Here is a 15,477-nt window from a genome sequence, read left to right as displayed (position 1 = left end):
GAGTTTGAGCAATGAACCCGATATCTTCGAAAAGGTATCGGGTTTGTTATTTTTTTTAATTCTAAAATTTGGAATTTAAAATTCTAATGTTTGTAAAGTTTAACATGATTACCAAAAGAGTATGTTGCAGCGATAGTTGGACCGTTATAACCCCATTTCAAGAACCCATTTAAGTGTTCTCTTGTAGTATCGACTTTAAAATTCAAACCAGTGTATCCTGCGGTAATGCTTAAATTTTGATATATGTTATATAAAAGTGATAAATTATAGCTGACAATTCGGCCATCGATATTATCAATTTTTACAGCCAGATAATTAGCATTTACATACAAACCAAAACGTTTTCCTAGAACAAATTCTCCCCATATTCCAACATCAGGTAAAGGAGCTGTAAAATTAAAACTGTCGTGGTATTCAAGACTGGCTTGGTTGGCATCTAAACGTAAACCTAAATCAGCAAAAAGTACGTGAGCACCAATCAACAGACCGGCTTCATACTTAGGTTTAGACAAAAAAGCATATCCGTAAGCGATACGAGCAATTTGTACGTCGAAATTAGCTGATACTCTAGAATTCACGTTATAGGTATGATCGCCAAAATTAATGTCTTTTTGCAGGGTTTTTGAAGAACTTCTATTAAGCGAAAAAAATTCAAATCCTAATCTTGATCGTCTTGAAATACGCCAATCAAAAGTTCCCATAAAGGAAGAACTTGATTTAGAGAAACCTAAATCATCTTCTAAATCTATTTCCGTAGCTCGATTACCGTTGTTAGTGCCAACCTCAATTTGTGTATTATTTACAGGAAAAAAAGCTCCTGCAGTTACTTTAAATCGTCTTGCATGCCAAGGCAAATCGTCAGCATAATCTTGCAGGTCATCGAAGTTGTTTTGTACGGCGGTTAAAGTGTCTTTTGTTGATGCATCTGCTACAATTTGTGCAGTAGATGAAAGATACGAGAACGGAATTATCAAAAAATAAAATAATCTTTTCATGAGGTTTATCTTTAAATTTATTGATGAATTTTTAACAATTAAAGTTAACAAAAAAAATCATTCATTTTGATTTTAGAGTCTTATTATTTGATTATCAGGTATATATTTTGAATGTTTTGTTAAATGCAGTCCATTTGGGGTATAATAGCCATCCTGCTATTGCGGGAGCGAATAGCTCGGCGTCATATAGAAAAAGCCCCAACTAACGCAATGTAAATTGGGGCTTTTTTTATATGAGACCACACCCATAGTTTTAAAATTTTGAAACTACTTTGTTCTCTTAAACTCTGTAATAATCTGCCCGCCAATGTACAATGGCTTTTTTGATAGAATCGCCCGAGAGGTTATTTTTAAGAGCATCGTCTATTAAAGTGAGAACTTCGTCGTTTGGAGCAAAACGAAGTGCAAATATTTGATCATCGGTAAATTTATATTCAATTTCTTCAAACCTTTTTCCAGTGAGTGTAAAATAGCGATAGCGAAGTTCTAAGCGTATAATTCGGTTTTGTAAAGTAAGTGCGTAATGCTGGCGCAGCATATAAGCGAGAAAAATAAGCAAGCCAAAAAGGATGCTGATAAATGACCAAATAAGCGTATCTGCTGAGGTAAAAGCAAAGTACAAACTGCTGAGAAAAAATAGAACTGCAAGCGGATAAAATACAAAATGATGTGCGGTATAAAATCGTATATGATTGTAGTAGGTTTGAATTTTCATAATGAAGAATGTTTATATGAAAGTAAAAAAAATAAAGCTACTCTAAAAGAATAGAATAGCTTTTTTTCTCAAAAATAAACTAACATAACCAATGTTTCCTTTATCGTAAAAACTTTTTAAAGTTTTACTTAGTAATATATTTATAAGTCTTATTAAGTATCAAATTGTCAATATTTTGACTTTGATTTATAATGGTAAAATTAGGTTATATGTAGTCATTGTTTGTTATATCTTGAGTATCAAATGTTATATGATTTCAATATAAAAAATTATAAAGTTCTTATGATCTTCCATTCTTCAAGCTTTGACGGCAGTGATTTACTAGCATTTGCAGGGCTTGTTGACGGCAGTGTTATAAGTTGATAGGTATCTTGAAGTTTAACATATTTCTTGAAAAAATGTGCCGCTTTTTGTCCGTTAAATAGTATGGTTTTTATATTAGGATGTTGTTTTAGAAAAGTTTCAAAATCATTGGCGATTTCATTTTTTATAGCACTGTCTAAACTTCCAACTCGATCGCAATGCTGCAATACATCCCATAAAGCAATTTTGTTTTGAAGTAAAAAAGCTTTTTTTGTTTCATAATCATTGCTGAAATCTTCACTGAAAATGGTAAATAAAAACTTCCAGAAGTTATTTTGATTGTGCCCGTAGTACTGATTGAGTTCTAAAGATCTTGTTCCAGGCATTGTGCCTAAAATTAATATCGTCGAATTTACAGAACTGATAGGAGCGAAGGAAAAACTTTTCATTTTATAAAATTAGTAAATTTTGCTCAAAGGCTCAAAGGTACAAAGGTACAAGGGTACAAAGGAGCGATGACATAAAACTTTGTTACTTTGCATCTTTGTACCTAAAAAAAACTGTTGCAAACAGTTTTTTTAACGTCCAAATCTATAATACTCTAAATCCTGATTTTTTTTGTTATTGATCGAGTCTAAAACAGAATTCATTCCCATTACGCTGAAAGTAATTCCGTTTCCTCCGAAACCTAAGATATAATGCTCGTTTTTTTTCGCGTTTGGTTTCCCAAAATACGGAAGACCATCTTTGGTTTCTCCAAAAGTTCCTGCCCAAGAATAATCTAATTTAAAGTTTGAGTTCGGGAACTTTTTTTGAAATTGCTTTAGCAAAAGCTGTTCTTTTTTAGGCAGCAGATTATCTCTTTTTTTAGGATCTTTAAATTCTTCGTCGCCTCCGCCCATTATAATTCGATTGTCTGAAGTAGCACGATAGTAAAAGTACGGATTTGCTGTATCCCACAGTATGGCATTTTTTAAGCAAAGCGGAATCTCTTCGATAGATTCAGATGCAATAGCATAAGTGCTTTTTAAGTCGACTATTTTCTCATTTAAAGTTTCGGTACTTTCGTAACCTGTACAATGTATAACGTGATCTGCTGTAATGGTATATTTATTCTCTGTTTGAGCAATACATCTTCCTTTTTGATTACTAATACTGATGATGTTGGTTCGATCAAAAACCTGCATACCATTTTGCTGACAATAATAAAGTAAGTCACCAGCCAGTTTAAAAGGATCAATAACTGCAGCCGTTTTCGATTCTAAAGCAGCAAGAGCATTTAATCCTATTTTTTCTAAATCCTGCTTGTTGAGCCAGCTCACATCAAAACCGAATTGTTTACGAACTTTAAATTCGTTTTTTAAAAATGGAATATCTTTTTTGAATGAGGTAAAATAAACACTCTTTTTAAATTCAAAACCGCAGTCGCTTTTAATAGTATCAATTATTGTTCGAAGATCAAAAATCGCTTTTTTTCCATTGTTGTAAGTGTCTACAGCGCATTTTTCACCTCTAAGTTTTATTAATTCATGTAAAGGCACATCAACTTCATATTGAAGTAAAGCTGTACTAGCTGCTGTGCTTCCGTTACAAACATCACGACGATCAGCAAGGACTATTTTTTTTCCCTGAGAAATTAATTTATATGCCATTAAAGCCCCAGTTATTCCGCTTCCAATAATAAGAATTTCAGTATTGATATCAGAGTTGATTGAAGGATAACTAATATTCATGGCATTTTTCAAAGGCCAGAAAGTTTCTGTAGAGCGTAATTTCATTTTTTAGATTTATTGTTTTACCGTTTGAATCGAGTTTTTTTTAAGACTCTTTCTTAGCATTTTCTTCTTTTTGTTTTTCCTGTTTTTCTTCTTTAGCTTTCGTTGCTTTCTCCTGTTTTTGTTCTTGCTTTTTCTCCTTTTCCTTCTCTTTTTTCTTGAAGTAACCTCTAAATAGGAAATTGCTTTTTGCAGCCTCCATATTATCACTAAAACCTTTTGTTCCTGTTTCTAAATTAGAAAGTGTATTCGAAACGCTGTTTGCCATTTTATCATCACGTACCAGCCTTGCCAAAGCACCGTTTCCGTTATTCATACTATGGCTGAAAATCGCTAACTCTTCAGAAATGACGCCTACATTATCAACGCTTTTTTTAACGCTTTTCATAATGTCGTTCATTTCTATACCGTCAATAGAAGCTATTGCACCATTGTTTTCAATAATTTTTTGTGATTTAGTGCCGGGAGAAATAGTCAGTACTTTATCGCCCATTAATCCATCAGAACCAATACCGGCGCGAGCATCGGTTTTTATAAACTCTCGTACTTCCTCTTTTATAACCATTGACACTACAACTGAGGAATCATTAATTAGCCTGATTTCTTCAACCGTACCAATGTTAATGCCTGAAAAGCGGACATTATTTCCAACTTCTAAACCGCTGACCGTTTTAAATTTTGAGGTAAGGTGAAATGTTGAACCAAACAGATTTTTTTGTTTTCCAATAAAATAAATTGCGGTTATAAAAAGTAACAAACCAACTGTTACAAACATTCCTAATTTCCAAGTATATCCAGATTGTTTCTCCATGATTTCTAAAGTTTTTATTTAAAAAAGGAACGAACCCATTTGTCTTCGTCTTTTTCTAATTCGTCATACGTTCCTTCGGCATGAATTACTCCATCTTTCAGCACTATAATTCGATCTGCCGTCATTTTTGCACAAGCCATATCGTGCGTAATTATTATAGCCGATGTTTTTTGTTTCTTTTTAATTTCAAGAATCAATTCGCTGATTTCTCTAGAAGTAATTGTATCTAATCCAGTTGTAGGTTCATCATACAATATGATTTCGGGTTTTAAAATCAGAGTTCTTGCTAAACCAATTCTCTTTCTCATTCCGCCAGAAAGTGCAGATGGCATTTTATCTACAGCATCACTTAAACCCACATTTTCCAGAGCTTCCATAACTTCATTTTCAATCTCTTCTGGCGATAGATCTCTTTTATGTTTGCTTAAAGTAAAAACAAGATTTTCCCGCACTGACATCGAATCATACAAAGCACCGCTTTGAAACAGAAAACCAATTCGAGCTCTTATTTTGTTAAGTTCATTTTTTTTGAGTTCCAGTATATTTTCATCAAAAACCGTTATTTCGCCTTTGTCTGGAGCGATCAATCCAACGATACATTTTATAGTTACCGATTTTCCTGAGCCTGATCGCCCTAGAATTACCAAATCTTCACCTTTATGCAAGTTCAAATTGATACCTTTTAAGACCTCGTTATCTTCGCCAAAAGTTTTATGTAAATCCTTTATAGCGATTATTACGTTTTGCTTTCTGTTTTTTGACTGTGGTTCTATATTTTCTTTTTCTTTAATCATCTTAAAAAAATAAATCAGTTATCTGTACTGCGAGCATATCAATAATAAATATGGTTAAAGAAGCTGTTACAACTGCAGAATTTGCAGCTTTCCCCACGCTTTCGGTTCCGTTTGCGGCATTAAATCCTTTAAAACACCCAATCATTCCAATAAAAAAGCCAAAGAAGAAAGTTTTAATTGTGGCAGGAATCAGATCTAAAAATTCCAAAGACTGTATGATCTGTGTTAGGTATCTGTAAAAATTGACGTCACCATGAATGTTTATTCCAAAATAACCTCCAATAATTCCAATCGCATCAGCAAAAAAGACTAATACAGGCACCATTAAAGTACAGGCTAAAATTCTAGTTACGACTAAATAGTTGTACGGATTAATAGCCGAAACTTCCATAGCGTCAATTTGTTCTGTAACTTTCATAGAACCTAATTCAGCACCAATTCCAGAGGAAATTTTTCCAGCACAAATCAAAGCAGTAATAACGGGTGCAATTTCTCTAATTAAGGAAAGTGCCACCATTCCTGGAAGCCAGCTTTCGGCTCCAAATTTTACTAACGTTGGACGAGATTGTAAAGTGAGTACTAAACCCATAATAAAACCTGTGATCGCTACCAAAGGCAATGATTTGTAACCAATAACATAACATTGTTTCAAGAACTCTTTGGTCTCATAAGGAGGAATTATAACCTCTTTAAAAAACTTCTTTGCAAACAAAGCTGCCTCTCCAATTTCTCTAAATGTATTTTTTAGGCTGAGAATCAAAATGTTTAGTTTTAAAGTTGCGTTAGAATTTAAAATCAATATTTTAACAGTTTTTTCTGCTTTTGTAATTATTTAGGAAAGTTACCCTGATAATTGTTAAAATTATTTACACAACTCTTTCTGAAGTTTATATAATTTTCATTGTGAGTTGATTAAATAAAATCTTGCCGAATGTGATATAACAAAAAATCCCTTTTGTTTAAAAAGGGATTTTCAGGGTTTAATAAAATATTGGTTAGTTTTACTAAGAGTTTATAGCATACCAAGTTCTGGATTTTAGTAACGGAATTACTTTAGATTGCGATTGTGCAAAATTTTCCATTAATAATCTTGCGGTTAAATAGCATATGGTAGATTCTGCACCTTGATTTAAGTTTACATTTTCTTTTTCAAGACCGTCGTAACCACCGCCGCTTACCGGATTATACATAATTTGGTTTAAGTGATTTTTACCTAAAAACCAATTAAAAGCGGTTTTCATTTTATGTTTATATTCTGGAAACTTAAACGCATTGTAAAATGCATTTAAAGTTTGTATGGTATAAGAAACATCAATAGGCTGTTCTCCAAAATGTTTTGGATCTGAGCCTTTTTGATACCATCCTTGATTTGAAATTACTTTAAAATTCTTGTTGACAAACATTTTTGATATTAAAAAATCCAATGAATCCATTGCAGCTTTTTTATAAACAGGCTTATTGGTTATTAGATAAGCATACAACATCGATTCTGGCAGAATCCCATTAGCATAGGTCAAATAATTTTCAAACCATTTCCATTCATCAGTGGCTGTGTTTTCATAATTGGCCAGTAGTTTTGAGTTCAGTTTATGTATAATGGCAGCTACATATAAGTTTGGAACTGCATTATGGTATAAATACAGTCCTTTTGTGGCAAAACCTATTGATCTTGGAGATGTAATGTTTTCTGCATATTTTAATGCATGCAGCAAGCATTTTTCGGCTTTTTTTGAAATACTCTCAGGAAGTATTGCAGCATTAGAAATAACAGTTCCTAAAGCCCAAATAGCTCTTGCATTTGAATCTTCTAAATTAACTTCGGCATTTTGTTCGATATGATCTCGGTAATCCTGATCGACATAATTAATAAAATTTCCTTTTGGTTTTTGACATCTTTCGATAAAATCTAAATAAATCAAAATGTAAGGAAGATCGCTTTTATCCTGTGTTAATTTATAATGCATACAAAATGCAATTAGGGCGCGAGAATTATCATCTAAAGTATACCCAGATTCTAGATCAGGAATAGAAATTTTACTAAACTGTATGATACCTAGGTCTGTTGTTAATTTTTTAATATGTTTTAATTGTATTTTAGGATAACTGTACTTAATTGCTGCCGGTTTTTCAATTAGTTTTTTGTAAGTGTTTATGTGAATTATTGCCGTATTTTCCCAAGATGAGGCTCTGGTTTTTCTAAAGGCATTGATTCCCATTTCGTGTCTTAGATTTTCATCCGAAATTAATTTAAGAGTTGATTCGGCAAACTGATCAACATTTCCAATATCGACCAAAACGCCGCAATCTGAAGTTAGAACTTCTCTCGTATGCGGAATTTTTGAAGCTACCATTGGGCAGGCACAACTCATTGCGTATGAAAAAGTGCCGCTTACCGCTTGGTTTGGATCTTTTGAAGTAAACAAATAAATATCAGTAGCTTTTAAATAATCTAAAAGCTCATCAGTATCTAAATACTTATTTATAAAACGAACATTATCTTTTAAGTTCAAATCTTCAACAAGCGCTTCAAGTTTATTTCGGTAGGCATCAACACCATCTTTAATTAAATTTGGATGCGTTTTTCCAATTATCAGGTAAAGTACATTTGGCTCTTTTTTAATGATTTTTGCCAAAGCCTGTAAACCAGTTTCAATATTTTTTCCTTCACCAAGTAATCCAAAAGTTGATAATACTAATCTGTCTTGAATATCATATTTTGCTTTAGCTTGATAGGGAGTTTCATAGATTACAATATGAGTGCCGTGTGGTACAGTTGTTATCATGCCTTTGGAAATATCATATTCTCTGATCAGAATTTCTTTGGACTGATTTGTCATTACAAAAACGGACTTACTGTAGCTTAGAAGTAATTTTACAAAAGTTCTTAATTCGTCATTCGGATTTGGAATAACACTATGGAAAGTAAAGGTTACGGGTTTTTTAATTGTATTTAAAAAATCTAATAAATGGTCTCCATATTGACCGCCGAATAAACCAAATTCATGTTGAATATGAACAAGCTTTATTTTTTCATCTTTATTGATTTCGTTGGCAGCTTTAGCATAATCATCTTTATTTTTTGTGTTTAAGGTAAAAGCTTGTGTTGGGGTTGTGTTGGGTTTATCGACCAATTCGCAAATTTCGCAGGTAATAGATTTGCCAAAAACATCGGTAATGCCTTTGATAGTATCTTGAGTATAAGTTGCGATTCCGCATTGCGTGGGTGGAAAAGTCGAGAGAAAAACTATTTTTGATTTATTTGATATCGTCTTCATGGGAGTTCTGTTTAAGTTTAGTTAATAAGTCTTTTCAGGATTAGTGAATCCATTTTAATTTTAGTAGCGGCAATATTTTAGGAGTTGTCAAAAACAATTCTCCTAACACAGAAAATAACATAGTCTGCATGCGTGTTTTTCACGAAGCAATCTAGAGGTTAAGTAATTGGTGTTGTTAGTTTCGAAATTAATTTCGAAAGAGCATTTTGCCCAAATAATGCAATGCAGGCTTATTAGACTTAGTTTTTGTTTTTGTTGCCGTCTGATCAATCAGGCGTTAGTCAACAGAAATGGTAATAAAGAAAAATAGAAGAATAGTTTAATAATTAGAGATTAGTTTTTAAGCTAATTAGAGGTTTGAGTATTCTTCAAACAATCTATATAAAATTAGTAATCAAGTCTATGTTTTTCTTTACAGAATACAATTGAACCGGTGAAAGTAAATTGCGTATCAAATAGAAGTTTCTTGTTGTTTTTTTTAATCAACAGAACATTTTATTTTAGTTTTAATAAAAGTATGATTCTTTTTTGAAATGAAAAGCTAAAATTTTGATAATTCTTTTTTAATGTAAGTTTTTGATAGTCAGTTTTCTAGTTTTAAATTTTAGAATTGAAAAATTAGCGATAAGTGTAATGCTTTTTCGTTATAAATGCTATCGGAATGCCAATGCAAAATATCAAAATTAATATGGAAAGCAATAAAGGAAAATCAAACTGTTTCGATGGAAGTTTAGGGAATGTAATAGGAAGCACAATAAGATTCATCACAATCCAAACAAATATGCCATACAAAATACCAGAAAACAAGAAGTTTTTTTGTAGAAAAGGAAAATAAGGATAGATTTTAAAGAAAAAATAAGCAAAAGAAAAGGCAATGAAATAATGAAGAAGTAAACCGTATAATGCCATTTGAGATCCGCCAATGTAAGCTTCTTGTTTAAAAATACCACTGGCAATTGATTGTAAAATTTTTTCGGCTGTTGTTTTGTGCAGTACTACAGCATAAATTAAAATTGCAGCCAGAATATCTAAAGTTCCTGCCAATAAGCCCGAAGATAAAACAGTTCTCGATTTTGATTTCATAGCATAAATTTTATATGAGTTAAAGTTTCTTTATTGATTTTAAAATTTTGTTTAATTGATTTGTGTGACGCTTTGTATGAATGAGTACAAAATTAATCCACTCGTAAATCGTGAATTTGTCAAAACCTGGAACTTGAAAATCAAGACAAGTTAAAGTTAAATCATATTTTTCAGCCGAATCTAATAAATCGAATTCAATTTTATGAAGTTTCTCCGTTAGCACTTTTTTATGGTATTCTTTTTTTTCGGGCTGTAAAAATATTGGAGCATCCATTTTTATGTCGAAGTTTAAAAAAAGAGCTTCAATATCCTTGACTTTTTCTTCGGGATTTCGAGTTGTCTTCTCCGTTTTTCCTGCAAAAAGTTCAGGATAACCAGAGCCGGCCAATATAATATGCTGTACGGATTGTCCTGCTGTCCAACTTCCTTCGTATGGAGTTTTATTTACTTCATTTTCAGAGAATGACGAAAAGACTTCGTTTAGATCATGAAACGTTTGAACTATATTTTGTTTGACTGCTGCTTTCATAATAATTAATCTTAAAGTAATTATACTGATGTAATCCACCAAGTATTCCCGAACGGATCAGTTACACCGCACGTTCTCCCATAATCTTGATTGCTTAAACCCATTAATGAAGCTGCTCCATTTTCTAACGCCTTTTTATAAGTTTCATCAGCATTAGGAACATAAACAAACAAATTTGCAGTTTGTTTGGGCCATTCAGTAACTTCATCGGTAATCATTATGGTACTTCCGTTTAAAGTAATTTCGGCATGCATAATGGTTCCATCTTCGCGTAGTGCCTTAGTATTTGTTTCTGTTGCTCCAAAAACGGTTTTCGTAAAATCAATAAATTTTGATGCGCCCGGTAAAATTAAATAGGGCATTATGGTTTGATGTTCTGCCGGAATATTCATTTTGCGGTATTTTAAAATTTTGGATTTTAAAATTACAAATTTTTATTGTATTATTTTGTAATTCAATTGATTATGATTTAATGAAGCACTTCGCAATGAAAACCATATGAGTTTACGAGCTCTATTATTTTGTGGTTTAAAATTTTAGAATCGTTAACTCGCAAAATTTTATCGCAATCTTCAAGATCAAAATTGATAGCGCTGTTAGGAAAATGCTCAAGAAGCTTTCCTACAATCATTACTGATTGCTCAACTTCTTGAACATTTGTTTTGAAAACTTCTATCATCATTTACAAATTTTATAATGCGATATTTTTATAACGCTCAATTTTATGATAATAGGTATAAGAAACAGCTAAAATCACTAAAAAGATTAATGGAAAGAAACCTTGAAAGCCAATTCCGTCAACTGCAAAATGGCTGATTGAAGCGAATATAAAATCGAAACCAAATCCGGCATAAGCCCATTCTTTTACATTTTTAGGAACTGATGGAATCACTAAAACCAAAACACCCAAGATTTTGAAAATGACTAATGCACTTCCAAAATACTCTGGATATCCTAAATGTCTGATTCCTTCTTTAGCTAATTCAGTTTGAGAAGTTAATGCCGGCATAACGCCTTCGAATAAAAAAATAATAATTGTCGTAACCCAAAAAATAATTTTTGCTTTTTTCATGTGGTATTTTTTAAATAGTTATTAGTTAATGTATTACAAATGTAATGATCTTATATTTCTGATAAAATACACATTTACGACTATTTTAGGGGCATTTACGACAAGATTAGTTAATTGTTAGTTGTTAGTTGGCTTTACCATATAGTTTGTCATCCCGAGGAACGAGGGATCTTCGCGAGAAACTCTGCAATTAGAATCGACAATCTTTGTGGAGCTCCTAACGAAGATCCCTCGTTCCTCGGGATGACAAGATTGTGTTGACTGCTTCACTATGCTTAACATGATATAAATGCGAAAAATTGGAATTTAAAATTTACGTAAGCTGGTAATTTGTAATCAAAAATAAATCCTCAAAACCCAATCTTGTATAAATGCCTTTTCCTAAAGCTGAAGCTTGTAATTGTGCATATTCACAATCAGCATCAATTGCTTTATTGATAGCAAATTTCATGATTTCTTCGGCAAAACCTTTTTTGCGCATTTCTGGAATAACGCCGACACCATGAATTCCCATTGTTTTTTCGGTTTGAAAAAGTGTAAGTGTTCCAATTGGTTTTTCTTCAAAATGAACCAGATAAAACGCTGCATTTTCGTAATTATGAACCAATGTTTCTTTACTGATTACATAACTAAAAGACAACGGATAAATATCAGACCAGGTTTTGGCATCTTCTTCATTTAAAACTCTTTTAAATGTCAGATTGTTTTGAAATGGGATTTTTTCGCCCAGTTTCAAAGCCATAGCCATCAATTGAATTCGAATAGAAAATCTGTTCTTTTCAAAGATTTCATTTGAATTACTTCCGAAAATATTCCAATATGGAATAACTAATTTGGGATTTTCTCTCATTATTTCCATAATCTGCGGAAGATTTTCTTCGGTAATATCTTCTCGAAACCATAAGCGGTTTGGCCAGCCGGAGTTTTCTATTTGAATGAATTCAAAAGGATCGTTTTTATGATAGGAAAGAAGAGGAGTGGCAACAGTTCTCCAAAGCGTTGTTAGGTTGTCAATATTGTCTTTTATGAGGGTTGTATTTTTCATTTTGAATATCGAATTTAAATCTGAAACAAAGATAAAATTAGCTTTCCCGAAAAACCTTTACATATGTTGATTTACAAATCTTTTTCCATACTTTTTCTAATTCTGCTTAACTGCGTTGGCGTAATTCCCAAATGTGATGCAATATGTAACAAAGGCACGCGTTCGGCGATACTTGGATGTTTCTCTAAAAGTTTGAGATATCTTTCGGTTGCGTTTTGCATTACCAGCGCCACTTCTCTTTGTTCTTTATCAATAATCCAGTTTTTTTCTAAATGAGCGATATAAAAGTTTTTGAGATCTTCCTTTTCATTAAGTAACAAAATGTATTTTTTGTAATTAAGGTTGATGATAATGCTGTCTTCTAAAGCTTCAATAGTAAAATCTGAGGGTGATTGCAGCATCAATGAAACTTTTGAACCTGCAAAAGAGTTTTCCATAAATAGATTTTTATTATAGAAATTTCCCAGTTGGTCAGTAATAAAAGCTCTTAGAATACCTTTTGCCACAAAATGAAGATTTTTAGCAATTTCTCCATTTTGCACTAACGTTTCTCCTTTTTTAAGCGTTTGAAATTCTGTAATGTTCTCAATTAATTTCCACGATCTTTCAGAAATAGGAGAGTAGCTTTCAAAAGCTAGCTTTAGATTGTTGAGGTATATTTCTTTATTGAAAGTCATAGTTAATCGTTTTGCAGTCAAGATGCTAAGAGATACAGTTTACTGTCGCGAATTTCACTAATTTTCTCGAATTATTTTTAGAGTAAAAAAGAAATTAGTAAAAATTAGTGCAATTTGTGTCAAACATAAAAAAAATGGTGCCTCGATGACTTTACAGCAAATAAAAAACCGCCAGAAACTTAAAAGCTTTTAGCGGTTTAATCAGAAGTTATTTGTAACGTTTTAGAGTTTAATCGGCATAATGATAAATGCTTCTTTTTACTGTATTATTTATTTTTTCGAGCGTTACTTCTGTTACACCGCCTTCATAATTCATAGAAATAGCTACTTTATCTTTAGTGATTTGATAATCCATAGAGATTAACCCATTTTTATTTATTTCAACAGATTTACTTTCGGCTGGAATGGCACTTAAAAAGTATTCTGATTCTTCTACTTCTTTATTTTTAATAATGTTTTGATATACTTTATCAAGATCTGTATTTTTTAGAATACATTCTCTTCCAGATCCCATTTCTACTTCGATGTCTTTACAATCTTCTTTTTCCTCTGCCTTTTTTTCTTCTTTTACAACTGCAACTGTGTCTGCAGGTTTTGTTACTGGTTTTAATTCTTCATTCGAATTGTTTTGTTTGCAATTTGTAAATAGTAAAGCTAAAAGAGCAAGGCATGTAATTTTCTTCATGGGTTTTGATTTATTTAAATATTTGTTTTGCCAAAGGCATTAAGTCAAAAAGTTTGTTGCCACGAATTTCACAAATTTTCGCGAATTATTTTTATAAATATTTAAATAAAAAATTAGTGGAAATTTGTGAAATTCGTGGCAACCATAAAAAATGTTGTTTCTTAGTACTTTAGCAGTAAAACTAAAAAAACGCCATGAAACCCAAAGGTCTCACAGCGTTTTCATCTCAAAAAATAAATAATTAACGGGTATTATTTCCAGCCTCCGCCAAGAGCGCGATACAAATCTGTATTGGCTGTAAGTTGTTGTCTTTTTAAATCGGCTAATTCTAGTTCGCTTTGTAATAAATTGGCCTGCGCTGTTAAAACTTCAAGATATTCTGCCATACCGTTTTTGAATAGTAGGTTAGCATTTTTAATCGCTTGCTGTAATGTTTTTACTTTTTCTTTTAAGAAAGTTTCCTGTTGTTGTAATTTCTCTACTTTAACCAAAGCATCCGAAACTTCGCTTACAGCAACCAAAACCGATTGTCTAAAAGCTAAAACCGCTTTTTCTCTTTCTGCTACAGCGATATTATATTGTGTTCTCACTTTTTTGTTGTTCAAAAGCGGTTGTGTTAAACCTCCAGCGACAGTTCCAAATAATGAAGCAGGAATGTTGAACCAGTTGCTGGCTTCAAAAGAGTTTACACCGCCTTGAGCCGTGATTCTTAAAGCGGGATATAAATCCGCTTTTGTGATTCCTACGTTTGCATTAGCTGCTTTTAAAGCCAATTCGGCGCTTTTTACATCAGGTCTTCTGCTTACTAAGGCAGATGGAATTCCAACAGCTGTATTGTGTTTTACCTCAATTGTACTTAAACTAGTTGTTCTTTCTTTAGAATTCGGGAAAGAACCTGTTAATACGCTTAATGCATTTTCCTGAATCGAAATATTCTGTTCCAATAACGGAATCAATTGCGCTGAATTTAATTTCTGTGCTTCCGATTGTTGAATCGCTAAAGTAGTTACTTGACCAGCATCGTATTTTAATTTGATAATATTCGTTGTACTATCATTTAAACGAAGATTTTGTCTGGCAATATCCAATTGAGCATCCAGCATCAAAAGATTATAATATCCTCTCGAAACATTGGCTACAATATTTGTTTGTAATGCTTTCTTAACTTCTGCAGATTGTAAATATTCTGCGTAAGCACCTTTTTTCTGATTTCTGATTTTTCCCCAGATATCTGCTTCCCACGAAAGTGAAGCTCCTGCAGAAAAGTCATCAATATGATTTTGACCTAATGCTTGACCTAAGTTCTTACCTGTAAAACTATTGTCAGATGGATTGCTGGTACTTGCGTTTACGAGTAGATTAACCTGCGGTACATTCCCCCATTTTGATTGGGAAAAACGGTAATGTGCAATTTCAATGTTCTTTTCGGCCATCTGCAAATCGTTGTTTCTCGCAACGGCGCTGTCGATCAATTTGATAATATCTTTTTCGGTAAAGAAGTTTTTCCACTCCACATCGGCAATACTGCTTGTATCGTTTGAAACCGATGCATTCCTGAAATTCTCAGGAAATGCATCTTTTGGAGTTTCAATATCCTTAGAAACTTTACAGGATATTAAAGTGGTGATCAAAATGGCGATCATCACGATTTTGGTTATATGATTTTTCATTTAGTCTTTTTATTAATTTTTTATCCTTTGGGTTTAGTTTTTTAAACA

At 32.4% G+C, this 15,477-nt stretch carries 17 protein-coding genes; all 17 read right to left on the bottom strand.

Annotation, left to right across the window (positions count from 1 at the left end):
- Window positions 1-83 precede the first annotated feature (83 nt).
- Window positions 84-995, bottom strand: coding sequence for a hypothetical protein (locus tag ACHRVL_RS17235; RefSeq protein ID WP_395414718.1), 912 nt, complete (start codon window positions 993-995; stop codon window positions 84-86).
- Window positions 996-1,275: 280 nt separating this feature from the next.
- Entirely contained in the window at window positions 1,276-1,710 is a 435-nt protein-coding gene (locus ACHRVL_RS17230; protein WP_395414717.1) for a DUF6526 family protein, read from the bottom strand.
- Between the two features lie 269 nt (window positions 1,711-1,979).
- Entirely contained in the window at window positions 1,980-2,462 is a 483-nt protein-coding gene (locus tag ACHRVL_RS17225) for a DNA-deoxyinosine glycosylase (RefSeq protein WP_395414716.1), read from the bottom strand.
- A gap of 129 nt (window positions 2,463-2,591) precedes the next feature.
- A complete protein-coding gene (locus ACHRVL_RS17220; protein WP_395414715.1) occupies window positions 2,592-3,791 on the bottom strand; it encodes an NAD(P)/FAD-dependent oxidoreductase in 1,200 nt (399 codons plus the stop codon).
- A gap of 40 nt (window positions 3,792-3,831) precedes the next feature.
- Window positions 3,832-4,599 (bottom strand): MlaD family protein, encoded by a 768-nt coding sequence (locus ACHRVL_RS17215; RefSeq protein WP_395414714.1) that lies wholly within the window; start codon window positions 4,597-4,599, stop codon window positions 3,832-3,834.
- A 14-nt stretch (window positions 4,600-4,613) separates the two neighbouring features.
- A complete protein-coding gene (locus ACHRVL_RS17210) occupies window positions 4,614-5,393 on the bottom strand; it encodes an ABC transporter ATP-binding protein (protein ID WP_395414713.1) in 780 nt (259 codons plus the stop codon).
- Between the two features lies 1 nt (window position 5,394).
- Window positions 5,395-6,153: an MlaE family ABC transporter permease gene (locus tag ACHRVL_RS17205; RefSeq protein ID WP_395414712.1), complete on the bottom strand. Its 759-nt coding sequence runs from the start codon at window positions 6,151-6,153 to the stop codon at window positions 5,395-5,397.
- Between the two features lie 244 nt (window positions 6,154-6,397).
- The gene (locus tag ACHRVL_RS17200) at window positions 6,398-8,668 is read right to left on the bottom strand and encodes a glycosyltransferase (protein ID WP_395414711.1); all 2,271 of its coding nucleotides are present in this window, start codon (window positions 8,666-8,668) and stop codon (window positions 6,398-6,400) included.
- 618 nt (window positions 8,669-9,286) lie between these two features.
- Window positions 9,287-9,751 (bottom strand): DUF1440 domain-containing protein, encoded by a 465-nt coding sequence (locus ACHRVL_RS17195; RefSeq protein ID WP_395414710.1) that lies wholly within the window; start codon window positions 9,749-9,751, stop codon window positions 9,287-9,289.
- Between the two features lie 19 nt (window positions 9,752-9,770).
- Entirely contained in the window at window positions 9,771-10,280 is a 510-nt protein-coding gene (locus ACHRVL_RS17190) for a DinB family protein (RefSeq protein WP_395414709.1), read from the bottom strand.
- Between the two features lie 20 nt (window positions 10,281-10,300).
- A complete protein-coding gene (locus ACHRVL_RS17185) occupies window positions 10,301-10,672 on the bottom strand; it encodes a VOC family protein (protein ID WP_395414708.1) in 372 nt (123 codons plus the stop codon).
- Window positions 10,673-10,749: 77 nt separating this feature from the next.
- Window positions 10,750-10,962 carry a hypothetical protein gene (locus ACHRVL_RS17180; protein WP_395414707.1) on the bottom strand — a complete coding sequence of 71 codons (213 nt, stop codon included), beginning with the start codon at window positions 10,960-10,962 and terminating at the stop codon, window positions 10,750-10,752.
- Window positions 10,963-10,971: 9 nt separating this feature from the next.
- Window positions 10,972-11,352, bottom strand: coding sequence for a DoxX family protein (locus tag ACHRVL_RS17175; protein ID WP_089054043.1), 381 nt, complete (start codon window positions 11,350-11,352; stop codon window positions 10,972-10,974).
- 313 nt (window positions 11,353-11,665) lie between these two features.
- Complete coding sequence (locus ACHRVL_RS17170; protein WP_395414706.1) at window positions 11,666-12,397, bottom strand: GNAT family N-acetyltransferase; 732 nt, start codon at window positions 12,395-12,397, stop codon at window positions 11,666-11,668.
- Between the two features lie 71 nt (window positions 12,398-12,468).
- A complete protein-coding gene (locus tag ACHRVL_RS17165; RefSeq protein WP_395414705.1) occupies window positions 12,469-13,074 on the bottom strand; it encodes a Crp/Fnr family transcriptional regulator in 606 nt (201 codons plus the stop codon).
- 229 nt (window positions 13,075-13,303) lie between these two features.
- On the bottom strand, window positions 13,304-13,759 hold the full coding sequence (locus ACHRVL_RS17160) for a hypothetical protein (RefSeq protein WP_395414704.1): 456 nt from the start codon (window positions 13,757-13,759) through the stop codon (window positions 13,304-13,306).
- Window positions 13,760-14,010: 251 nt separating this feature from the next.
- Window positions 14,011-15,429: a TolC family protein gene (locus tag ACHRVL_RS17155; RefSeq protein ID WP_395414703.1), complete on the bottom strand. Its 1,419-nt coding sequence runs from the start codon at window positions 15,427-15,429 to the stop codon at window positions 14,011-14,013.
- Between the last annotated feature and the right edge of the window lie 48 nt (window positions 15,430-15,477).

The organism is Flavobacterium sp. FlaQc-28 (genome assembly GCF_044007415.1).
In the GTDB taxonomy this organism is placed as follows: Bacteria; Bacteroidota; Bacteroidia; order Flavobacteriales; family Flavobacteriaceae; genus Flavobacterium.
The sequence above is the reverse complement of the archived record's forward strand: the minus strand, read 5'-3'. Positions and strand labels throughout refer to the sequence as shown.